At 62.1% G+C, this 17,155-nt stretch carries 12 protein-coding genes, 1 pseudogene and 1 riboswitch; of the genes and pseudogenes, 9 read left to right on the top strand and 4 right to left on the bottom strand.

Features of this window, described 5'->3' with window-relative positions; genetic code table 11:
• The first annotated feature begins 1 nt into the window (after position 1).
• The 7 genes and pseudogenes from CRD60_RS00550 to CRD60_RS00520 all read left to right on the top strand — a co-directional run bounded on the left by CRD60_RS00550 (position 2) and on the right by CRD60_RS00520 (position 8,355).
• Positions 2 to 1,198 carry an amino acid ABC transporter permease gene (locus CRD60_RS00550; protein WP_113859374.1) on the top strand — a complete coding sequence of 399 codons (1,197 nt, stop codon included), beginning with the start codon at positions 2 to 4 and terminating at the stop codon, positions 1,196 to 1,198.
• 177 nt (positions 1,199 to 1,375) lie between these two features.
• Entirely contained in the window at positions 1,376 to 3,940 is a 2,565-nt protein-coding gene (locus tag CRD60_RS00545; protein WP_113859373.1) for a DEAD/DEAH box helicase, read from the top strand.
• Between the two features lie 53 nt (positions 3,941 to 3,993).
• Positions 3,994 to 5,388: a replication-associated recombination protein A gene (locus CRD60_RS00540; protein WP_113859634.1), complete on the top strand. Its 1,395-nt coding sequence runs from the start codon at positions 3,994 to 3,996 to the stop codon at positions 5,386 to 5,388.
• Between the two features lie 142 nt (positions 5,389 to 5,530).
• Positions 5,531 to 5,743, top strand: a pseudogene (locus CRD60_RS08975) (response regulator); the annotation flags it as partial.
• A gap of 124 nt (positions 5,744 to 5,867) precedes the next feature.
• Positions 5,868 to 6,263, top strand: a complete 396-nt coding sequence (locus CRD60_RS00530; RefSeq protein WP_407923153.1) for an ATP-binding cassette domain-containing protein — start codon at positions 5,868 to 5,870, stop codon at positions 6,261 to 6,263.
• A complete protein-coding gene (locus CRD60_RS00525; RefSeq protein ID WP_236630747.1) occupies positions 6,260 to 7,336 on the top strand; it encodes an ABC transporter permease in 1,077 nt (358 codons plus the stop codon). The genes CRD60_RS00530 and CRD60_RS00525 overlap by 4 nt, the downstream gene beginning before the upstream one ends.
• Positions 7,333 to 8,355 (top strand): ABC transporter permease, encoded by a 1,023-nt coding sequence (locus tag CRD60_RS00520; RefSeq protein WP_113859371.1) that lies wholly within the window; start codon positions 7,333 to 7,335, stop codon positions 8,353 to 8,355. Before CRD60_RS00525 ends, CRD60_RS00520 begins: the two co-directional genes overlap by 4 nt.
• A gap of 213 nt (positions 8,356 to 8,568) precedes the next feature.
• On the opposite strand, the gene CRD60_RS00515 is transcribed toward CRD60_RS00520, so the two are convergent.
• From CRD60_RS00515 to CRD60_RS00505, 3 genes are all read right to left on the bottom strand, one after another.
• Positions 8,569 to 9,924: an amidohydrolase family protein gene (locus tag CRD60_RS00515; protein WP_113859370.1), complete on the bottom strand. Its 1,356-nt coding sequence runs from the start codon at positions 9,922 to 9,924 to the stop codon at positions 8,569 to 8,571.
• A gap of 342 nt (positions 9,925 to 10,266) precedes the next feature.
• Positions 10,267 to 12,678 (bottom strand): energy-coupling factor transporter ATPase, encoded by a 2,412-nt coding sequence (locus tag CRD60_RS00510; RefSeq protein WP_113859369.1) that lies wholly within the window; start codon positions 12,676 to 12,678, stop codon positions 10,267 to 10,269.
• A 225-nt stretch (positions 12,679 to 12,903) separates the two neighbouring features.
• Positions 12,904 to 13,659: an ECF transporter S component gene (locus CRD60_RS00505; RefSeq protein ID WP_407923147.1), complete on the bottom strand. Its 756-nt coding sequence runs from the start codon at positions 13,657 to 13,659 to the stop codon at positions 12,904 to 12,906.
• A riboswitch (FMN riboswitch) is annotated at positions 13,644 to 13,795 on the bottom strand. Its footprint overlaps the gene before it by 16 nt.
• Before the next feature lie 242 nt (positions 13,796 to 14,037).
• On the opposite strand from CRD60_RS00505, the gene CRD60_RS00500 reads away from it, so the two are divergent.
• The gene (locus CRD60_RS00500; protein ID WP_236630773.1) at positions 14,038 to 15,042 is read left to right on the top strand and encodes a glycosyltransferase family 2 protein; all 1,005 of its coding nucleotides are present in this window, start codon (positions 14,038 to 14,040) and stop codon (positions 15,040 to 15,042) included.
• A gap of 106 nt (positions 15,043 to 15,148) precedes the next feature.
• Here CRD60_RS00500 and CRD60_RS00495 read toward each other — a convergent pair whose 3' ends face one another.
• On the bottom strand, positions 15,149 to 15,931 hold the full coding sequence (locus CRD60_RS00495; protein ID WP_113859367.1) for a nitroreductase family protein: 783 nt from the start codon (positions 15,929 to 15,931) through the stop codon (positions 15,149 to 15,151).
• A gap of 294 nt (positions 15,932 to 16,225) precedes the next feature.
• Here CRD60_RS00495 and ppgK point away from each other — a divergent pair, with 294 nt between their 5' ends.
• A complete protein-coding gene (ppgK, locus tag CRD60_RS00490) occupies positions 16,226 to 17,077 on the top strand; it encodes a polyphosphate--glucose phosphotransferase (protein WP_113859366.1) in 852 nt (283 codons plus the stop codon).
• Positions 17,078 to 17,155: the final 78 nt, after the last annotated feature.

Below are 17,155 nucleotides of genomic sequence, written 5' to 3'. Positions count from 1 at the left end.
GATGGCATCATCAAACGAAAGCGCATTGCTCTTCGACCAACCTGGTCCCAAGGGGCGCAAGACCATCCGCACGGTCAACTGGATTGCGGCCGTGGTCTTTGTCCTGCTCATCGTGCTCATCCTCATGAGACTCCACAACCCGCCGGATGGTGAGAACCAGCTGAGCTGGGAGCTCTGGAAGCCGGCACTTGACGGTGAGGCCTGGACCGACTTCTACCTGCCTGGCCTGTGGATGACCATCAAGGCCTCCGTGGTGGCCGTTATCGGTTCCCTGGTCTTCGGTCTCCTGTTCGGCATTGGGCGACTGCTGCCCAGCGTCGTCCTGCGCTTCGTATCCGGTCTGATCGTGGAGTTCTGCAGGGCTGTGCCCGTGCTGCTCATGATGATCTTCTTCTGGCGGTGGTTCGCCTTCGCCGGCATCAGCCAGGCCGCATACTGGGCTGTGGTCATCGGGCTGATTCTCTACAACGGTTCCGTAGTCGCCGAGCTGGTGCGCTCCGGTGTGGGCAACCTCCCCAACGGCCAGCGTGAGGCCTCCCTGGCTCTGGGCTTGACCCATACCCAATCCCTTATGCAGATCGAGGTGCCCCAGGCCTTGTACGCCATGCTGCCGGCAGCTGTCACCCAGCTGGTGGTGGTCCTTAAGGACACGGCCCTGGGGTCCATCATCATGTATACGGATCTCCTGCAGGAGTCCAGGCGTTTGGGGTCCATGTACTTCAACATCCTGCAGACCCTGGTGGTCGCAGCGGTGATCTACTTCATCGTCTGCTGGCTGCTCTCGCAGCTGGCCCGCTGGCTCCCTGAGCATATGCAGAAGCGTACGGCCGCTCCCACCGAGGTGGAGGCCGTGGCACCCCTGGCCATCATGGATGCCTCCAACGTCAACCAGATAGCGGTGGCCAAGGAGCTCGACGAGAACCACTACGGCGGCGGACCCCGTCAGTACCACGTCCACCACCAAGGTTCCAACGCCTCCATCAGGCATTGGCGCCGTACCCGCTACATGCAGGGGTATGACGAGACCCATCCCGAGTCCCTGGTCGACCGCAAGGCCATGGAGTTCCCCGACTTCATCAAGCCGGTCCTCGACGGTGGTCGTGGCCATGAGGGCAAGGGTGGTGACGGCCAGGCCTCCAAGCCAAACAAGCCAGGTAAGCGGCACCATCGTGGCCATGGTCCCCAGCCTGAGTCCTAAGTCTGGGTCCAGGCGGGCAGGCCAGCAGTTTGCCTGATGGTCCGTCTCCGCAATTCGCGCTATGACAGATGAAGACCGCCCCCAGCCATCCGGCCGAGGGCGGTCTTCCCATTGGCGTTGGGAGCTATGGATGGGCCGGGCGGGTCGACCGTAGGCGCTGGCGGCTAGACTGGGGCTATGACTGACGGATTGGGTGAATTGGTGCCGGACCTGGGCTCCGAGGCGAGAAACATCGAGGCGGACGAGATCTTCGACCGTTTCTTCGGCTGGGTGCGTGACAGCAAGGGCATCGACCCCTGGCCCCACCAGGAAGAGGCCATCATGGACCTCCTGGCCGGAGACCATGTCATCCTCAACACGCCCACGGGCTCAGGCAAGTCCCTGGTGGCCCTCGGCATGCATTTCGCGGCCTTGTGCACGGGCCGGCGCTCCTACTACACGGCTCCGATCAAGGCCCTGGTCTCGGAGAAGTTCTTCGACCTGGTCGGGGTCTTCGGGCGTGAACGGGTCGGCATGATCACCGGTGACTCCCGCATCAACCCTGATGCCCCCATTATCTGCTGCACCGCAGAGATCCTGGCCAACCAGGCCCTGCGTGAGGGCAGGCAGGCCGACGTGGGCTGCGTGGCCATGGACGAGTTCCATTATTACGGCGACCCGGAACGTGGCTGGGCCTGGCAGGTGCCTCTGCTAACCCTGCCCCAGACGCAGTTCCTCCTCATGTCCGCCACCCTGGGCCCGGTCGATGCCATAGCCGACAAGTTGGAGGATATGACCGGCACGGATGTGGACATCATCGACAATGCTCCCAGGCCCGTCCCGCTCAGCTACGAGTACACGGACAAACAGCTGGCGGGCACGGTTGAACTCCTCTTCGGCAAGGGTGACACGCCGATTTATGTGGTCCACTTCTCCCAGGACGCCGCCCTGGAGACCGCCCAGGCCCTGGCCTCCACTGGTGTGTCCAGCAAGGAGCAGCGCAAGGCCATCACTGAGGCCATGCGGGGCAGCCGTTTCACCACTGCCTTCGGCAAGATACTGCGCAGGCTCCTCTCCACGGGTGTCGGCATCCACCATGCCGGCATGCTGCCCAGATACCGGCGGCTGGTCGAGCAGCTGGCCCAGCAGGGCCTCCTACCGGTCATCTGTGGCACCGATACCCTGGGTGTGGGCATCAATGTGCCCATCCACTCCGTGGTCCTGACCGCCCTGACCAAGTTCGACGGTAGCAAGATGCGGCGGCTGCGGGCCCGAGAGTTCCACCAGATTGCGGGGCGTGCGGGCCGTATGGGCTTTGACACCGAGGGCTTGGTGGTCGCCCAGGCTCCCGAATACGAGATCGAGAACGCCCGTGCCATCGCCAAGGCCGGTGACGACCCCAAGAAACTCAAGAAGATCAAGCGCAAGAAGGCACCGGAGGGCTTCGTGTCCTGGAATAAGAACAGCTTCGAGAAGCTGATCGGGGCCGCTCCGGAGACCCTGAGACCCCACATGAAGATCAGCCATGCCATGATCCTCAACGAAGTGGCCCAGGGCGGCGATGCCAGGGCCCGTGTGGACCGGCTCATTGACGACTCCTCCCAGACCTCCGACCAGAAGGAGGAGCTGCACCAGCGGGCAGATGAGATATTCGAGACCATGCTGGATTCGGCATTCATAGAGGTCGAGGAGGGGCAGGATGGGCAAGAAGACTACTTCCTGGCCGTCGACATGCCCGACGACTTTGCCCTGGACCAGCCTCTGTCACCGTTTCTCCTGGCGGCCCTGGAGCTTTTGGACCCCGAATCCGACAACTACTCCATGGACCTCATCTCCATGGTCGAAGCCACCCTGGATGACCCCAAGCAGGTCCTCAAGGCCCAGCAACGCCAGGCCAGGGACGCGGCCATGGTCCAGATGAAGGAGGAGGGGGTCGAGTATGAGGATCGGATGGAGCGACTCCAGGAGGTCACTTACCCCAAGCCCCTGGAGGAGCTCCTGACCGAGGCCTTCGACCGCTACCGCAAGGACGTGCCCTGGGCCAACGACTATTGGCTCAAGCCCAAATCCGTGCTCAGGGACATGGTTGAGACGGCCAGCGACTTCAACGGCTACATCGCCCGCTATGGCATCGCACGTTCCGAGGGGACGCTCCTGCGTTACCTCTCGGACGCCTACCGGTCCCTAGCCCGTACCGTTCCCGAGGACATGCGCAACGAGCAGTTGGAGGACATCATCTCCTGGCTGCGCCTGGTGGTTAGGTCCGTCGATTCCAGCCTGGTGGATGAGTGGGAGGATGCCGGCAAACCCGCCGATAGCGCCCTGTCGACCGCCGCCCCGGCAGCGGCCCCGGCCCTGGTCGAGGACCGCCGGGGCATGCGGGTCCTGGTCCGCAACGCCATGTTTCGGCGGATCGAGCTCATGGACCAGGACAGGCCCGACCAGCTCGGTACCCTCGACAAGGACTGGGGCTATGGGCCTAGGGAGTGGGAAGAGGCCCTGGATGACTTCTATGAGGCCCACGAGTACGTCAACATTGATGCCAGGGCCCGCAGCACCGAACTCTTCATGCTGGACGAATCCCCGGAGACCAAGGACCATGCCTGGAGGGTGAGGCAGATTGTGGACGACGCCGAGGGTGACCATGACTGGGCCATCAGCGGCAGTGTGGACCTGGAGGCCACCCAAGAGAGCGGTGAGGTGGTCTTCTTCGACTACCGGGTGGGTGAGAACGGTTCTGAGCCTGACGGGGTTGGGGACTAAGCCGGCCACAAGAGTTCGAACATTTGTTCGATATGAGGGGTATACTTGATAGCATGACCGAAGATTTGTTCAGCGCCAGCGATGTGCCGGAGGATATGACCCGCCCTCTGGCGGTGAGGATGCGTCCGGGAAGCCTGGACCAGGTGCTGGGTCAGGGCAAGGCCTTGGTCGAGGGGTCGCCCCTGCGCAGGCTGGCCAATCCGGCATCCAAAGGGTCGCTCACCGCGCCCTCATCCATCATTCTTTTTGGCCCTCCCGGCGTTGGCAAGACCACCTTGGCCTATATCGTCGCCCAGCAGTCCGGCCGCTACTTCGAGGAGCTGTCGGCTGTGACCTCCGGTGTCAAGGACGTGCGGGCGGTGCTGGAGCGGGCCCATGAACGCCTGGTCGCCCAGGACAAGGAGACCGTCCTGTTCATAGACGAGGTCCACCGCTTCTCCAAATCCCAGCAGGACGCACTCCTGCCCAGCGTCGAGAACCGTGACGTGACCTTCATCGCGGCGACCACCGAGAATCCCAGTTTCTCCGTCATCTCGCCCCTGCTCAGCCGCTCCGTCGTGGTCAAGCTCGAATCCCTGGAACCCGAGGACCTGAAGATCCTCATAGAGCGGGCCGTGGCTGAATCCCAAGGGCTCAAGGGCGAGGTCAGGATCGAGGATGCGGCCGTGGATGAGATCATCCGCATGGCCGGTGGCGATGGCCGTAAGTCCCTGACCATTCTGGAGGCCGCGGCCGGTGCCGTCACCGGTGACCAGGCGCGCAAGAAGGGCGCTCGCAAACCCATCATCACCCCCGAAGTCGTCTCCACGGTCATGGATGCGGCCACCGTCCGCTACGACAAGGATGGGGATGACCATTACGATGTGGCCTCGGCCTTCATCAAATCCATGCGGGGTTCCGATGTGGATGCCTCCCTGCATTATCTGGCCCGGATGCTCAGGGCCGGTGAGGATCCGCGCTTCATTGCCCGGCGCATCATGATTGCCGCCGCCGAGGAGGTCGGCATGGCTGCCCCGCAGATCCTACAGGTCACGGTTGCCGCCGCGCAGGCCGTCGCCATGGTAGGTATGCCGGAGGCAAGGATCATCCTGTCCGAGGCTGTCATCGCCGTGGCCACCGCCCCCAAGTCCAATGCTTCCTATATGGCCATCAACGAGGCCCTTGCGGACGTGGATGCCGGCCGCATAGGTCAGGTTCCCCTCCACCTGCGCAATGCCCCGACCAAGCTCATGAAACAGTGGGGCAACCATGAGGGCTACCAGTATGCCCATGATGCCCCCGGCGCCGTAGCCCAGCAGCAGTACATGCCCGATGAGCTGGTCGGACATCGCTACTACCAGCCCAACGACCGGGGTTACGAGCATGAGCTGGCTCCCAGATTGAACAGAATCAGGGAGATCCTTGGCCAGAAGGGCAGTGACTCAGCCTCGGCCGCAGGTGAGGGCTGAGGACAGGGGCAATGTTTTCCCTCATGCCTCCGAGTAGTCGGTGGGACTGTGGCGTGGCTATAATCGTGCCCAGTGGAGAAGACCAACAGCATAGGAGTTGAATGGCCGCACCGAAGCGGCCTATGGTCAAAGGGATGAGTGCATGAACGACAAGGCGTCACAGGAGACCAAGACCATTCTCGTCGTGGATGATGACCAGGCCTTGGGGGAGATGCTGTCCATCGTCTTGGAGAACGATGGCTTTCGCACCCTGGTGTGTCTGGACGGACTCAGGGCCGTGCAGATGGTTCCCACCGTCATGCCTGACCTCATACTGCTGGATGTCATGCTGCCCGGCATGGATGGCATAGAGGTCGCCAAGACGGTCAGGGCCCAATCCGACATCCCCATCATCATGCAGGGGCATGTTCAAACCCATCCCAAGAAGGAAGCCGACCTGATCGTCGACAAGTACATCAAGGAGCTCAACGTCCGACCGGCTGATCAAGAACCTGTCCGGCGGCAACCAGCAGAAAGTGCTGATCGCCCGCTGGCTGGCCACCAATCCCAAACTGCTGATCCTGGACGAGCCCACCCGAGGCATCGACATCGGAGCCAAGGCCGAGATTCAGCAGACCGTGCTGGACCTGGCCCAGCAAGGCATGGGCGTGGTCTTCATCTCCTCCGAACTTGACGAGGTCATCCGGCTCTCCGACGACATCGAGGTCCTCAAGGACCGTCATGAGATCGGTGAGATCGCCAACGACGACACCGTCTCCCAGGAGACCATCGTCAGCATGATCGCCAATACCAAGGTTGGCACCGGCTCGGCTGAGTCGGCCAGCAAGGGCGGGTCCGCGGCAAGGGCCGGCCAGCAGACAGGAAAGGAGGCATGATGGCTGAGCAGAAGCAACGCAGCGATGAGGACAGCACCGTCAGGAAGCTGCTCTCGTCCAACCTGACCTGGTCGGTCGTGGCGCTCATGGCCCTGATCGTCATCTGCACCATCTTCGATCACGGGTTCCTTAGGCTCACCTGGAACACCAACACCGGCGGCCTTTCCGGTCCGCTGATCACCATGCTTCAGGAGTCGGCCAGGTATCTGATGATCGCCACGGGCATGACCCTGGTCATCTCCACGGCTGGCATCGACCTGTCGGTCGGTTCGGTCATGGCGGTCTCGGGTGCCGCAGCCATGCAGATGCTCGTTTCCGGCATCAATGTCTGGGTCGCCATCCTCCTGTCGCTCCTGATCGGTCTGGTCATCGGCTCCATCTCTGGCGCCCTGGTCTCCATCCTGGGACTCCAGCCCTTCATCACCACACTGATCATGATGTTGGCAGGGCGTGGCCTGGCCAAGGTCATCACCTCGGGGCAGAACACCGATGCCTCCTCCATTCAAGGTGGCGCGCCGCTGCGCTGGATGGCCAACGGGTTCATCCTGGGAATTCCCGCCAACTTCATCATCGCCCTCGTCATCGTCGGCCTGGTTGGCCTGATCACCCGCAAGACAGCCATGGGCATGATGATCGAGTCCGTGGGCATCAATCCCGAGGCCAGCCGTATGACAGGCATCAAGCCCAAGAAGATCCTCTTCATGGTTTACGCGATCTCCGGCCTGCTGGCTGCGGTCGCCGGCCTCTTCGCCACCGCATCCGTCATGAGGGTTGATGTGGTCAAGACCGGTCAGGACTTGGAGATGTACGCCATCCTCGCCGTGGTCATCGGCGGCACCTCCCTGCTGGGTGGCAAGTTCTCGCTCACCGGCAGCGCCCTGGGTGCCATCATCATTGCCATGATTCGCAAGACCATCATTACCCTGGGCATTGATTCAGCCGCGACACCGGCCTTCTTCGCCGCAGTGGTCATCGTCATCTGCGTCATGCAGGCCCCCAAGATCCACAACCTGGGCGCCGAGATGAAACGTAGAAGGACACTCAAGGAACAAGCTAAGGCGGTGACCGCATGAGCAGCGCACAAGCACAGGCCATCAAGGTGAAGGCCAAGAGCTTCCACCGGATCGATCCACAGATGATTCCGACCATCGCGGCCGTCGTCATCTTCATCCTCATGCTGATCATGGGCCAGGCCCTCTTCGGCACCTATGCCCGCCTGGGGTTCTTCTCCTCGCTCCTGATCGACCACGCCTATCTGGTCATCCTGGCTGTGGCCATGACCCTGCCGGTCCTGACCGGCGGCATTGATCTGAGTGTCGGCGCCATCGTGGCCATCACTGCTGTCGTGGGTGTCAAGATGACCATGGCCGGCGTTCCTGCGCCCCTTGCCATAGTCGTCATGCTGCTGATCGGTATGGCCTTCGGGCTTCTGGCCGGCACCCTGATCGAAGAGTTCAACATGCAGCCCTTCATCGCCACCCTCTCCACCATGTTCCTGGCCCGAGGCGTCGCTTCGATCATCTCGACCGATTCCCTGACTCTGCCCCAGAACAACAACTTCCACTGGATCTCGGATGAGATCAAGATCATCGACAATCCCAAGATCTCCAATGACTTCTCCATCAATGTGGGTGTCATCATCGCCATCCTCGTGGTTGTCTTTGGCTACATGCTCCTCCATAAGACCCGGACCGGACGTACCATCTACGCCATCGGTGGCTCCGTCTCCTCGGCTGAGCTCATGGGCCTGCCGGTCAAGCGTACCCAGTACCTGATCTACTTCACCTCGGCGACCCTGGCCTCCCTGGCCTCCATCGTCTATACGGCCAACATAGGTTCGGCCAAGAACACGGTGGGTGTGGGCTGGGAGCTGGACGCTGTGGCCTCAGTGGTCATCGGTGGCACCCTGGTCACCGGCGGCTTTGGCTACGTGCTGGGCTCTGTGGTCGGTGCCATGGTCCGCTCGACCATCGACCCCCTGACCTCGGACTTCGGTGTGCCCGCCGAGTGGACCACCATCGTGGTCGGCATGATGATCCTGGTCTTCGTGGTGCTCCAGCGGGCGGTGACCGCCATCAACGAGAAGGAATAGGGCAGTGGTGTAGGGCTCTTCCCGCTTGTACCGAATAAGCTGTCTTGCGGCCATCCTATCCCTCCTGATATGGCAAGGACCCCGTTTCCGGCTGTGCCGGTGACGGGGTCCTTGCCATATGCCCACATGGCTAGGGGCGCATGGAAGCAGACGTAGATACAGCTTATGGTCAAGTGGTCAAGGCCTGGCCTGTCATGCAAGCTTCGGCTGGTGTCAGATGGTCTGGTCCAGGAGGCTGTCGATTTCGTCGAAGCGGGTGACGTGGGGGTGCCAGATGGGGTGGCCGGCCGCAAAGACCAGCTTGGGCTGCTTGAGCGTGTGGAGGTTCCTGGCCGGGTCGTCATCCAGAACCAGCAGATCGGCTGCCTTACCCACCTCGATGGAACCCGTCTCCTGATCGACGCCAAGGATCCTGGCATTGACCTGGGTGGCGGCGTTGAAGGCCTGGGCTGGCGTGAAGTCGGCATACTTGACCAGGAGTTCCAACTCGCGCCAGGTGGCGTACTGGGTAACCATGGTCATGGCCGAGTCGATGCCGACGCCCACCGGGATACCGTTGGCATGGGCATCCTTGGCCCCGGACACCATGTTGAGGGCCACATCGTGGGCGTTGTTGTACTGGACCTCTGTGATGTTGGTGATCTCTCGGGGGAACTTGAGCATGGGCAAGCCCGCCGACAGGGTCGGGTTCAGGGCCGACCAGCCCCGTAGGGAGTTGGGGTTGTGCAGGAAGAGGTCGATGATCTCATCGTCCATGGCCGATCCATGCTCGATGGTGTCGACACCAGCCTTCAGGGCACGCTTGACCCCCTCCGGACTTTGGGCGTGGGCAGCCACGATGATGTCCGAGGCGTGGGCCACATCGCATATGGCACGCATCTGTTCAAGTGTCATCTGGGGGCTGCCGGCCTCACCTGGGACCTGGGAATCAGTCACACCGCCCGTGGCCGCGATCTTGATGGCGTTGACCCCATGGTCAAGGTTGGTCTCAGCTGTCTGCCTGGCCTCCTCGGGGGTGGAGGACGTCAGAGCGATCAGGGGGGCGCCGTGCCCCTCGGGAATGGCCAGCAGCGGCCCCGAGGCCAGTATCCGTGGTCCCACCAGCCTGCCCGCCCTGATGGCGTCCCGCAGGGCAACCGCCTCATAGCCCACGTCTCCCAAGGTACGCAGGGTGGTCACGCCCGAGTTGAGTTCGGTCATGATGCTTTCCTTGGCCTTGGCGGCGATATAGGGTTTGCCGATGGGCGAATGGGCGAAGGCCGCCACCTTACGCTGGCCCTGGGGTGTCGAGGACTTGGGATTGAGCTGACGGCCGTCGGAGAAAAGATGGACATGGCTGTCGATCAGACCGGGGGCGACAGTCTTGCCGATGGCATCCACATGGTGGTATTCCGGCCCCACATGGGTGGTGAGGCTTGGGCCAATCTGGCTGATCAGTCCGTCGGTGCCCACCACAATGGTCATATCCTCAAGGGTGCGGCCATCCTCATCGCCGGTAGCCACAGTCGCGTGCTCGATGGCGAAGGGCTCAATTGCCGTCTTCCTGTGCCATAGCTGTGCAATAGTCATCGCCACTCCTTTGATGTCAACCGATCTATGCTAGCGACTGTAGCACTGTTCATAGCGCCTCAGGCTCATTTTCCCGCTACCAGATCGCCGCCTGTCGGCGAGGCTTGGGACCAGAGAGCCCTAGGTCTTGCCGCCAGCAAGTTGTGCGGTTGCCAAAGGCCGGCCCTCTCCATTTGAAGACTGCTTGCCCACCGCCATACTGCCATTGCCGCAGGGGCGACGTGCACGGTCCTCCTGTCTTCCTGTGGGCAAAGTCATAGTCCACTCGGGAAGTCATGGTCCGTTCGGAGGGGGGGTACGACCTTGCCTTGATCGCCCTGGAAGTGCACGCTGGGCGATTGGTCATAGGGCCATCTTCAAGCCCAGCAGTGCCAAAATGTAGGCTGCCACGATGATGACGAAGACCGCGTCTGACGGCCGGACTCTCATGATCCGCCAGTGGGTGCGGTGAATGCCCTGCTCGTAGCAGCGGGCGTCCAGGGCCAGGCTGAGATTGTCCGCATGGCGGATGGCACCGGCGAAGACGGGCACGATGATGGCTCCCAGCGCTCGCAGGCGGGCTGCCGGGCTGCCGGTTTCGATGCTGCCGCCACGGGCAGATTGGGCATCAATGATTGACCTGGCCTCCTGGCCCAGGGTGGGCAGGAAGCGGAAGGCCAGACTCATGACCAAGGCCAGTTCCTGACCATGCAGCCCCAGGGCCTTGAAGGGGGTAAGGAGGGAACCGAAGGCATCGGTGAGCTGGGTGGGGGTGGTGGTCTCCATCAGCAGGGCTCCCAGCATGATGGCCAGCATGAGTCTGGCCGCATAGATAACCGCGGTCTGCACGCCTCCGCTGCTGATGCTGAGCGGCCCCAGGGCCAACAGGATGTGCCCGCTATGGTCCAGGAAGAGGTTCAGGGCCGACATGATCACGAACAGCAGCACTAGGACCCTGGTCGAGACCAGCAGTTTGACTGGGCTGGTTCGGGCGGCCGCACAGATCCCCAGGACCAGGACCAGTGACAGGCCCAGTTGCAGGGGGGTGGAGATGGCAAAGAAGGAGAACATCAGGGCCAGGAAGCCCAGGGTCTTGACCCGCGGGTCCATGCTGCCGATGTAGGAGCTGACTTGGGGGGTGGAGGCTGCGGCGGTGGCCGGTTCCGCTGGCTTGCCTGCCCCTTGGCCGTCGGCCTGTTGATCATGGCCGGGTAAGCAGATCGTCCGGTCCGCCAGGAGCCGGGCCTCTTCAGCGGAATGGGTGATGAGAACGATGGTGGTTCCCTGCAGGTGAAGGAGCTCGATGAGCTCATAGATGCGCCGGCTGGCCATGGTGTCCAGGCCCGCTGTCGGTTCGTCAAGGATCAGCAGGGATGGTCGGCAGGCGATGACACCGGCGATGGCAACCAGCCGCTGCTGGCCACCGGACAGACTGAAGGGTGAGCGGTCGGCCAGGTCTTCGATGTGCAGGGCGGCCAGGGCCCTGGTGACACGGCTATTGACCTCCGCGGGGTCCAACTTTTGGTTCCTGGGCCCATATGCCACGTCTTGGGCGACTGTCTCGGCGAACAACTGGCGCTCCGGGTGTTGCATGACGAAGCCGACATGCTGCCGCAAGTTGCGCCGATCCTGCTTGGAGGGCTTGGCCAGGCTGATTCCCTCCACGCTGATGCTGCCTTGGTCCGGCCAGGCCAGGGCCGCCAAGAGTCGGGCTAGGGTTGATTTGCCGGACCCGTTCGGGCCCATCAGGGCCACGGTTTCGCCCCGTGCCACTCTCAGGGAGAGGTCATAAAGGGTTGGCTGGTCCTCCCTGGAGTAACTCATGGTCACGTGTGAGACCTGGATGGCGGGTTCCTGGCCGACTGCCGGGCTTTGACCAGCCTGGAGGTGACCCTTCCCAGCAAGGTCAGGGGAGTGGTCGGCGGGCTTGCTGGCCGATGCTGGCTGCAGGCCGTCCCCTGCATGTGCAAAGGCTCCAGCATGGAGGCTGCCATCAGCATCATGCCTGGCGGCGGGACCGTAGGCCGGTGAATGGGTCTGGCTCTTGCCGGCCTTTCCTCCTGGACGGTAGGGGTTGGCTATGTTTGTCAGCCGTCCATGCTCGACGGTCACAATCCGGTCTGCCTGCAGGGTTTCCGAGGGCTTATGGGTCACCAGAACTATGGTCGTGCCCTGCCCTTGCAAGCTGTCCAGCACTGCCATGACCTCGGACTGGGCATCCGCGTCCAACATGGCTGTAGGCTCGTCCAACACCAGCATCTGGGGAGACATGGCCAGCATGCCGGCTATGGCGATGCGCTGCTGCTGTCCGCCTGACAGACGGGTCGGGTTGTCCAACCGATGCTCGCCCATGGCCACGGCATCCAAGCCATAGACGATGCGATGACCGATGGTCGCATGGTCCAGGCCCAGGTTCTCTGGTCCGAAGGCCAGGTCGTCCTCGACTACGGTGGTCACTATCTGGTCATCAGGGTTCTGGAAGACCGCACCAATGCCACGCCGCGCCATGCGGTACTGGTCCGACCTCGGTCCCTCCTCGTCGAACACCGGATGCCCCAGGAGATTGACCTGCCCCCGGTCCGGTGTGATGAGTCCGGCGATGATCCGGGCCAAAGTGCTTTTCCCTGAACCGTTGGCTCCTATCAGGCATATGCGCTGCCCCGCTTCGATGGTCAGGCTCAGGTCATCAAGCACCCAGTGCTGCCCGGAATCGTAGCTGAAGGAGATATGATCCAATGCGACAACTGGTGTGGGACTAAGGCTCCCAAGCTGCATATCGCTTTTGGATTCGGCACCCGACGTGGTGCTCCTGGGGCTGCTATCGGTTTGTGACATAATCTTTTTCACTATGCTGATTCACTCTGCTGATTGATGGTGGGCTGCCGCACTGCGGGAGGTCGTGACCCGGCACCCCAGGTTCCAAGCAGCAGGCCTTGCTTTCCTACGATTCGCAGGGGCTATGGAACCGGTGTGGTGAGTGGGGTTGCTGGTCTTCACCGGTCAGTCGTGCAGGAGCTTGGACACCGGCTTGTAGATCAGGAAGGTGACCACTCCATGAATGGTGAACTTGATGAGGTTGAAGGGCAGCAGGATGGGCAGAATCATGGCGACGACCTGCCCTACACTCATATGGGCGTAAATCGGCGTGATCAGCAGGTTGGTGACGATGGCCATGGCCAGGGCGCACAGACCACCCAAGACCAAGCTGATCACGGCGCCCTTGCGGGTGTGGATACGCCGGTAGACCAGCGAGGCGGGCACGCTCAGTGCCAGGGCCACGAGCACGGCCACCAGGAAGCCCCACTGGTTGGTCAGCAGGTGGGGAAGGAAGCCCAGCACGCTGACGATGACGGCCGCCGACGGCCCGTAGGCGAACCCGGCCAGGAGGCAGACGATGCCCGAAGGGTCGTATTTGAGCCAGGGAACACCGGGCATTAGTGGAACGCTGATGAAGGATGAGACCATGGAAAGGGCCACGAAGAGGGCATAGATGGCTATGCGTTTGGTTGACCAGCGACCGGTATCGGAGATGCCTGTGCCGTGGGGGTCGCGCCCATTGAGGCTGTTGGGGGTCTTGGCGCTGATGTTGCTGGCGCTTGTGGAATGATTCCCTGGTCTGGCTGCTGTGCCGGACCGGACAGGATTTCCGGTCTGTTCCGCCTCGTCGATCGCCGCTGAATTGGCTGTCGTGACATCATCAGTGATTGCCGAATCGGCATGCTTGGATAGGCTCATGGTGAGCTCCGTTTCTTCCATCCGGACTATACCGTTGGCCCCGGTCTCTCACCGGATCAGCCGCTTGCGCGGGTCGCGGGCTTGGGTTTGGGGTCCTTATGTATGTGGACCTGACCTATACCGCCAGTAAGGAATCGCACCTTCCCTGAAACTTGCCCTTCTATCTATACACCCATATACGCTCGTCGACAAGGGTCCTCTCATGCGGCCGCGAAGCGGTCGGTTCATCGACTGGTTTATCCCAGTTCGTCAAGGTCTGCTGCCATGAACTGGGCTTTTGGTCAGGCAAGGTGACACAATGGGGGTATAAGCGTACGTTCCGACCCTACAGGAGTACAGGTGAGCAAGACGGTAATGGAACACAGCAGTGGCGTGGACGGCGGTGCCAAGCATGGCCGGATGGGGGTGGCCGGGCAGCCCATGGTGAAGCTGGCCATGGTCGTGGTCACCTACAAGCGGCAGGAGCTGCTGACCAAGCTCTTCGACTCCATCGTCAAGCTGACGGTGGCCCCCTGGCGAATCATCATTGTGGACAACGAGAATGCTGACCAGACCCGACAGATGGTCGAGGACTTCTCCAACCAGGTGGAATCCCTCTGGGGTCCAACGGTGGCCGACCGCAGCGGAAACGAGCACCGTGTGGTCTACTATCCCCAAAGCGAGAACCTGGGGGGTTCCGGCGGCTTCTCCAAGGGTGTGGGAAAGGCCTACGAGCTGGGTGCCGAATGGTTCTGGGTCATGGATGATGACGTGGCCGTGCTGCCGGAGGCCATCGAGCGCCTATCCAAGTGGACCGACCGCCACGACGTGGTCCAGGGCAGCAGGCTTGATTATGACGGCGGCCCCTTCTACTGGCAGTATGACTTCATCGTGCCCCTGGGCATCCCCAACCCCATAGCCCCGGCCGCCTTCGGGCCCGCTGGCTACCGGATCATGGACACCATGTGCTTCGAGGGAGGGCTCTTCCGTCGCAACATCGTCGAGCAGATAGGCCTGCCAGACCCCCGCTTCTTCATCTACTGGGACGACACGATCTATGGGTATCTGGCCAGCAAGGTCAGCAATCCCATCATCGTGCCCGACCTGATCCTGCAACGCACCCGCGATATCAGCAACTGGGACATGGGTGGCCTGCGTCAGCTCAATTCCACCTCCGACATGAACCGCTACCACATCATGCGCAACCGAGGGTACATGGCCCGCTATTTCATGGTCCATGGTGACTTCCGGCCCCTGCTCTTCGCCATGGGAACCATGGCCACGGCCGCCAAGGAGGTCATTCGCCTCCTGGCCGTCGACCGCGAGCATGTGCGGACTGGATTGGTCCAGATCGCCAAGGGCTGGTGGGATTCCCGCGCTATTTTGCATGATCGGCACTGGAAGCCCATGCCGCCCCTGGTCTGATTCGCCTCCGCCTCGTCCGAGCGCAGGTCCCACCTTCAAGGAAGCCGTTCGACTCCTCATGGAATCGGACGGCTTGCGTTTCGTGTGGGTCCTTGTGCCGGTCCGGTCACTTGCGGATGAAGAGTCCGCCGTCTCCCCAGGCCCAGGTCCCGGTTCCGGCGGCGATCTGGAAGTGGAGCTTGGCGATGCCCAAATCGTTGAGGGCGAAGGAGTCCTCCACATCCGGGTCGAGCTGGGCGGCGACGGTGCCGTCAGCGGGCCGGTAGGAGAATCTGACCGGTTGGAGGTTCAAGGCGCTGGGAGCCTTCATGGCCGACTCCACGCCCTTCTTGAACCATTCAGGGGCTGCCTGGCGGTCCTCGGTGCTCATGTCTGCGGTAAAGTCCTCGAAGCTCCGGCTGGTCCTGTGACTTTGCTGGAAGCTGGCCAGCTCCTCGTAGCTCTTGGCCATGTGGCCGGCGTGACCTGCCGGTGGCCCCAGGATCACGCCCAGGTAGAGTTCCTGACTGGCGGTCACCCGGCAGTGCCTGGCAGCCTCCTGGCGGTCCCAGCTGCCGCCTACCCAGCAGCTGCCCAGGCCCCAGAGGGTGGCGGTCAGTATGACACGCTCGGCGTAGAAGCCGGCCCGTTCCTTGGCTTCGTCGTCACCGGCCGGGCCGACCAGGGCCAGATAGTTGGATGCGTTGACGAAGTGACCGCTGGCCGCAGCCTGGGCGAAGACCGTGGGTTGGTCGCAGACCAGCTGCATGTTCAGTTCGGCAAGCATGTTCACGGCATCAATGGACATGGATAGCTGCCGGGCCTGGTTCTCGTCCATGGGCACGTCATCGTAGGAGCGGATGGCCGAGCGAATGTTCACGGCATCAATCAATTGGTTATGTTCTGCCATACTTACTCATTATGCCCCCAAGGGTGGGCTTGCCGGGTCTGAGACATCACCGGGCCGCTGTGGGAGGCCCGCCTAGGGCGCATGATGAGTCAAGCGGGCGGGGGTCACCGGCTGTTGCGGGAGGTTGCTCCCAGGGGCATCGTCAATCTGCGCTCCACTTTTGACAGATTATGAAGGTCGAGAGCAAGGCTGCAGATCAGTAAGCCCCGTTTGGGTGAGCCATGCGATAGAATCCCGCTATCTGGTGTAATGCCTACGATTGAACCGTTCCGCACAGATTAGGAAGAGGTCGAAATGATTGAGACCGCACAGGCTTTTGGTATCGACATTGGAGGATCCGGCATCAAGGCGGCCCCGGTCGATCTGGAGCATGGGCAATTTGCCGAACCCCGGCATAAGATTTTGACCCCCAAGCACTCGACTCCCGATGCGCTGGCGAAGATTGTACGTGAGCATCTGGAGCATTTCGAGGTTCCAGACTACGCGCCGGTGGGCATCGCCATGCCCTCGCCCATCAAGCCTAGGCAGCCCATCGAGTTCATGGCCAACCTGGACCAGTCCTGGATTGGTGTGGATCCGACCGCCCTCTTCTCCGAGGCCTGCGGCCGTCCCGTCACGGTCGTCAACGACGCTGACGCGGCCGGTCTGGCCGAGCAGCAGTTCGGTGCCGCCGCCGGTCGTGATGGCCTGGTCATCGCCACCACCCTGGGAACGGGCATTGGTACGGCCCTGATCTATGACGGCGTCTTGGTGCCCAACACCGAACTGGGCCACCTGGAACTGCCCAAGGGCAAGGGGGACGCTGAGAAGTACGCCGCTTCGTCGATCCGTGAGGCCGAGGGGCTGGGTTACAAGAAGTGGGCCAAGCGTCTGACCAAGTATTACGGCATGCTGGAGAAATACTTCAACCCCGACCTTTTCATCGTCGGTGGTGGCGTCAGCCGTATGAGTGAGCGCTTCCTGCCTTATATCGACATCAAGACACCCATCATTCCGGCGACTTTGCGCAACGAGGCTGGCATCATCGGTGCGGCATACTATGCGACCACCAAACTGGTCGTCGCCTCGGAGGCTGTCAGGTCGGATATGGTGGGCGGCGAGGTCCACCGCAGCCTGCGCGAACAGATTGACGTCGTGTCGCGTTGAGCAGCTGATCTGCTGGCGTTGACGGGGCCCTCTACTGGCCCTGTACGGCAATGACATGAAGGGCCTGGTCTCACCAGA

The organism is Bifidobacterium aemilianum (assembly GCF_003315635.1).
GTDB classification, from domain to species: Bacteria; Actinomycetota; Actinomycetes; order Actinomycetales; family Bifidobacteriaceae; genus Bifidobacterium; species Bifidobacterium aemilianum.
The sequence above is the reverse complement of the archived record's forward strand: the minus strand, read 5'-3'. Positions and strand labels throughout refer to the sequence as shown.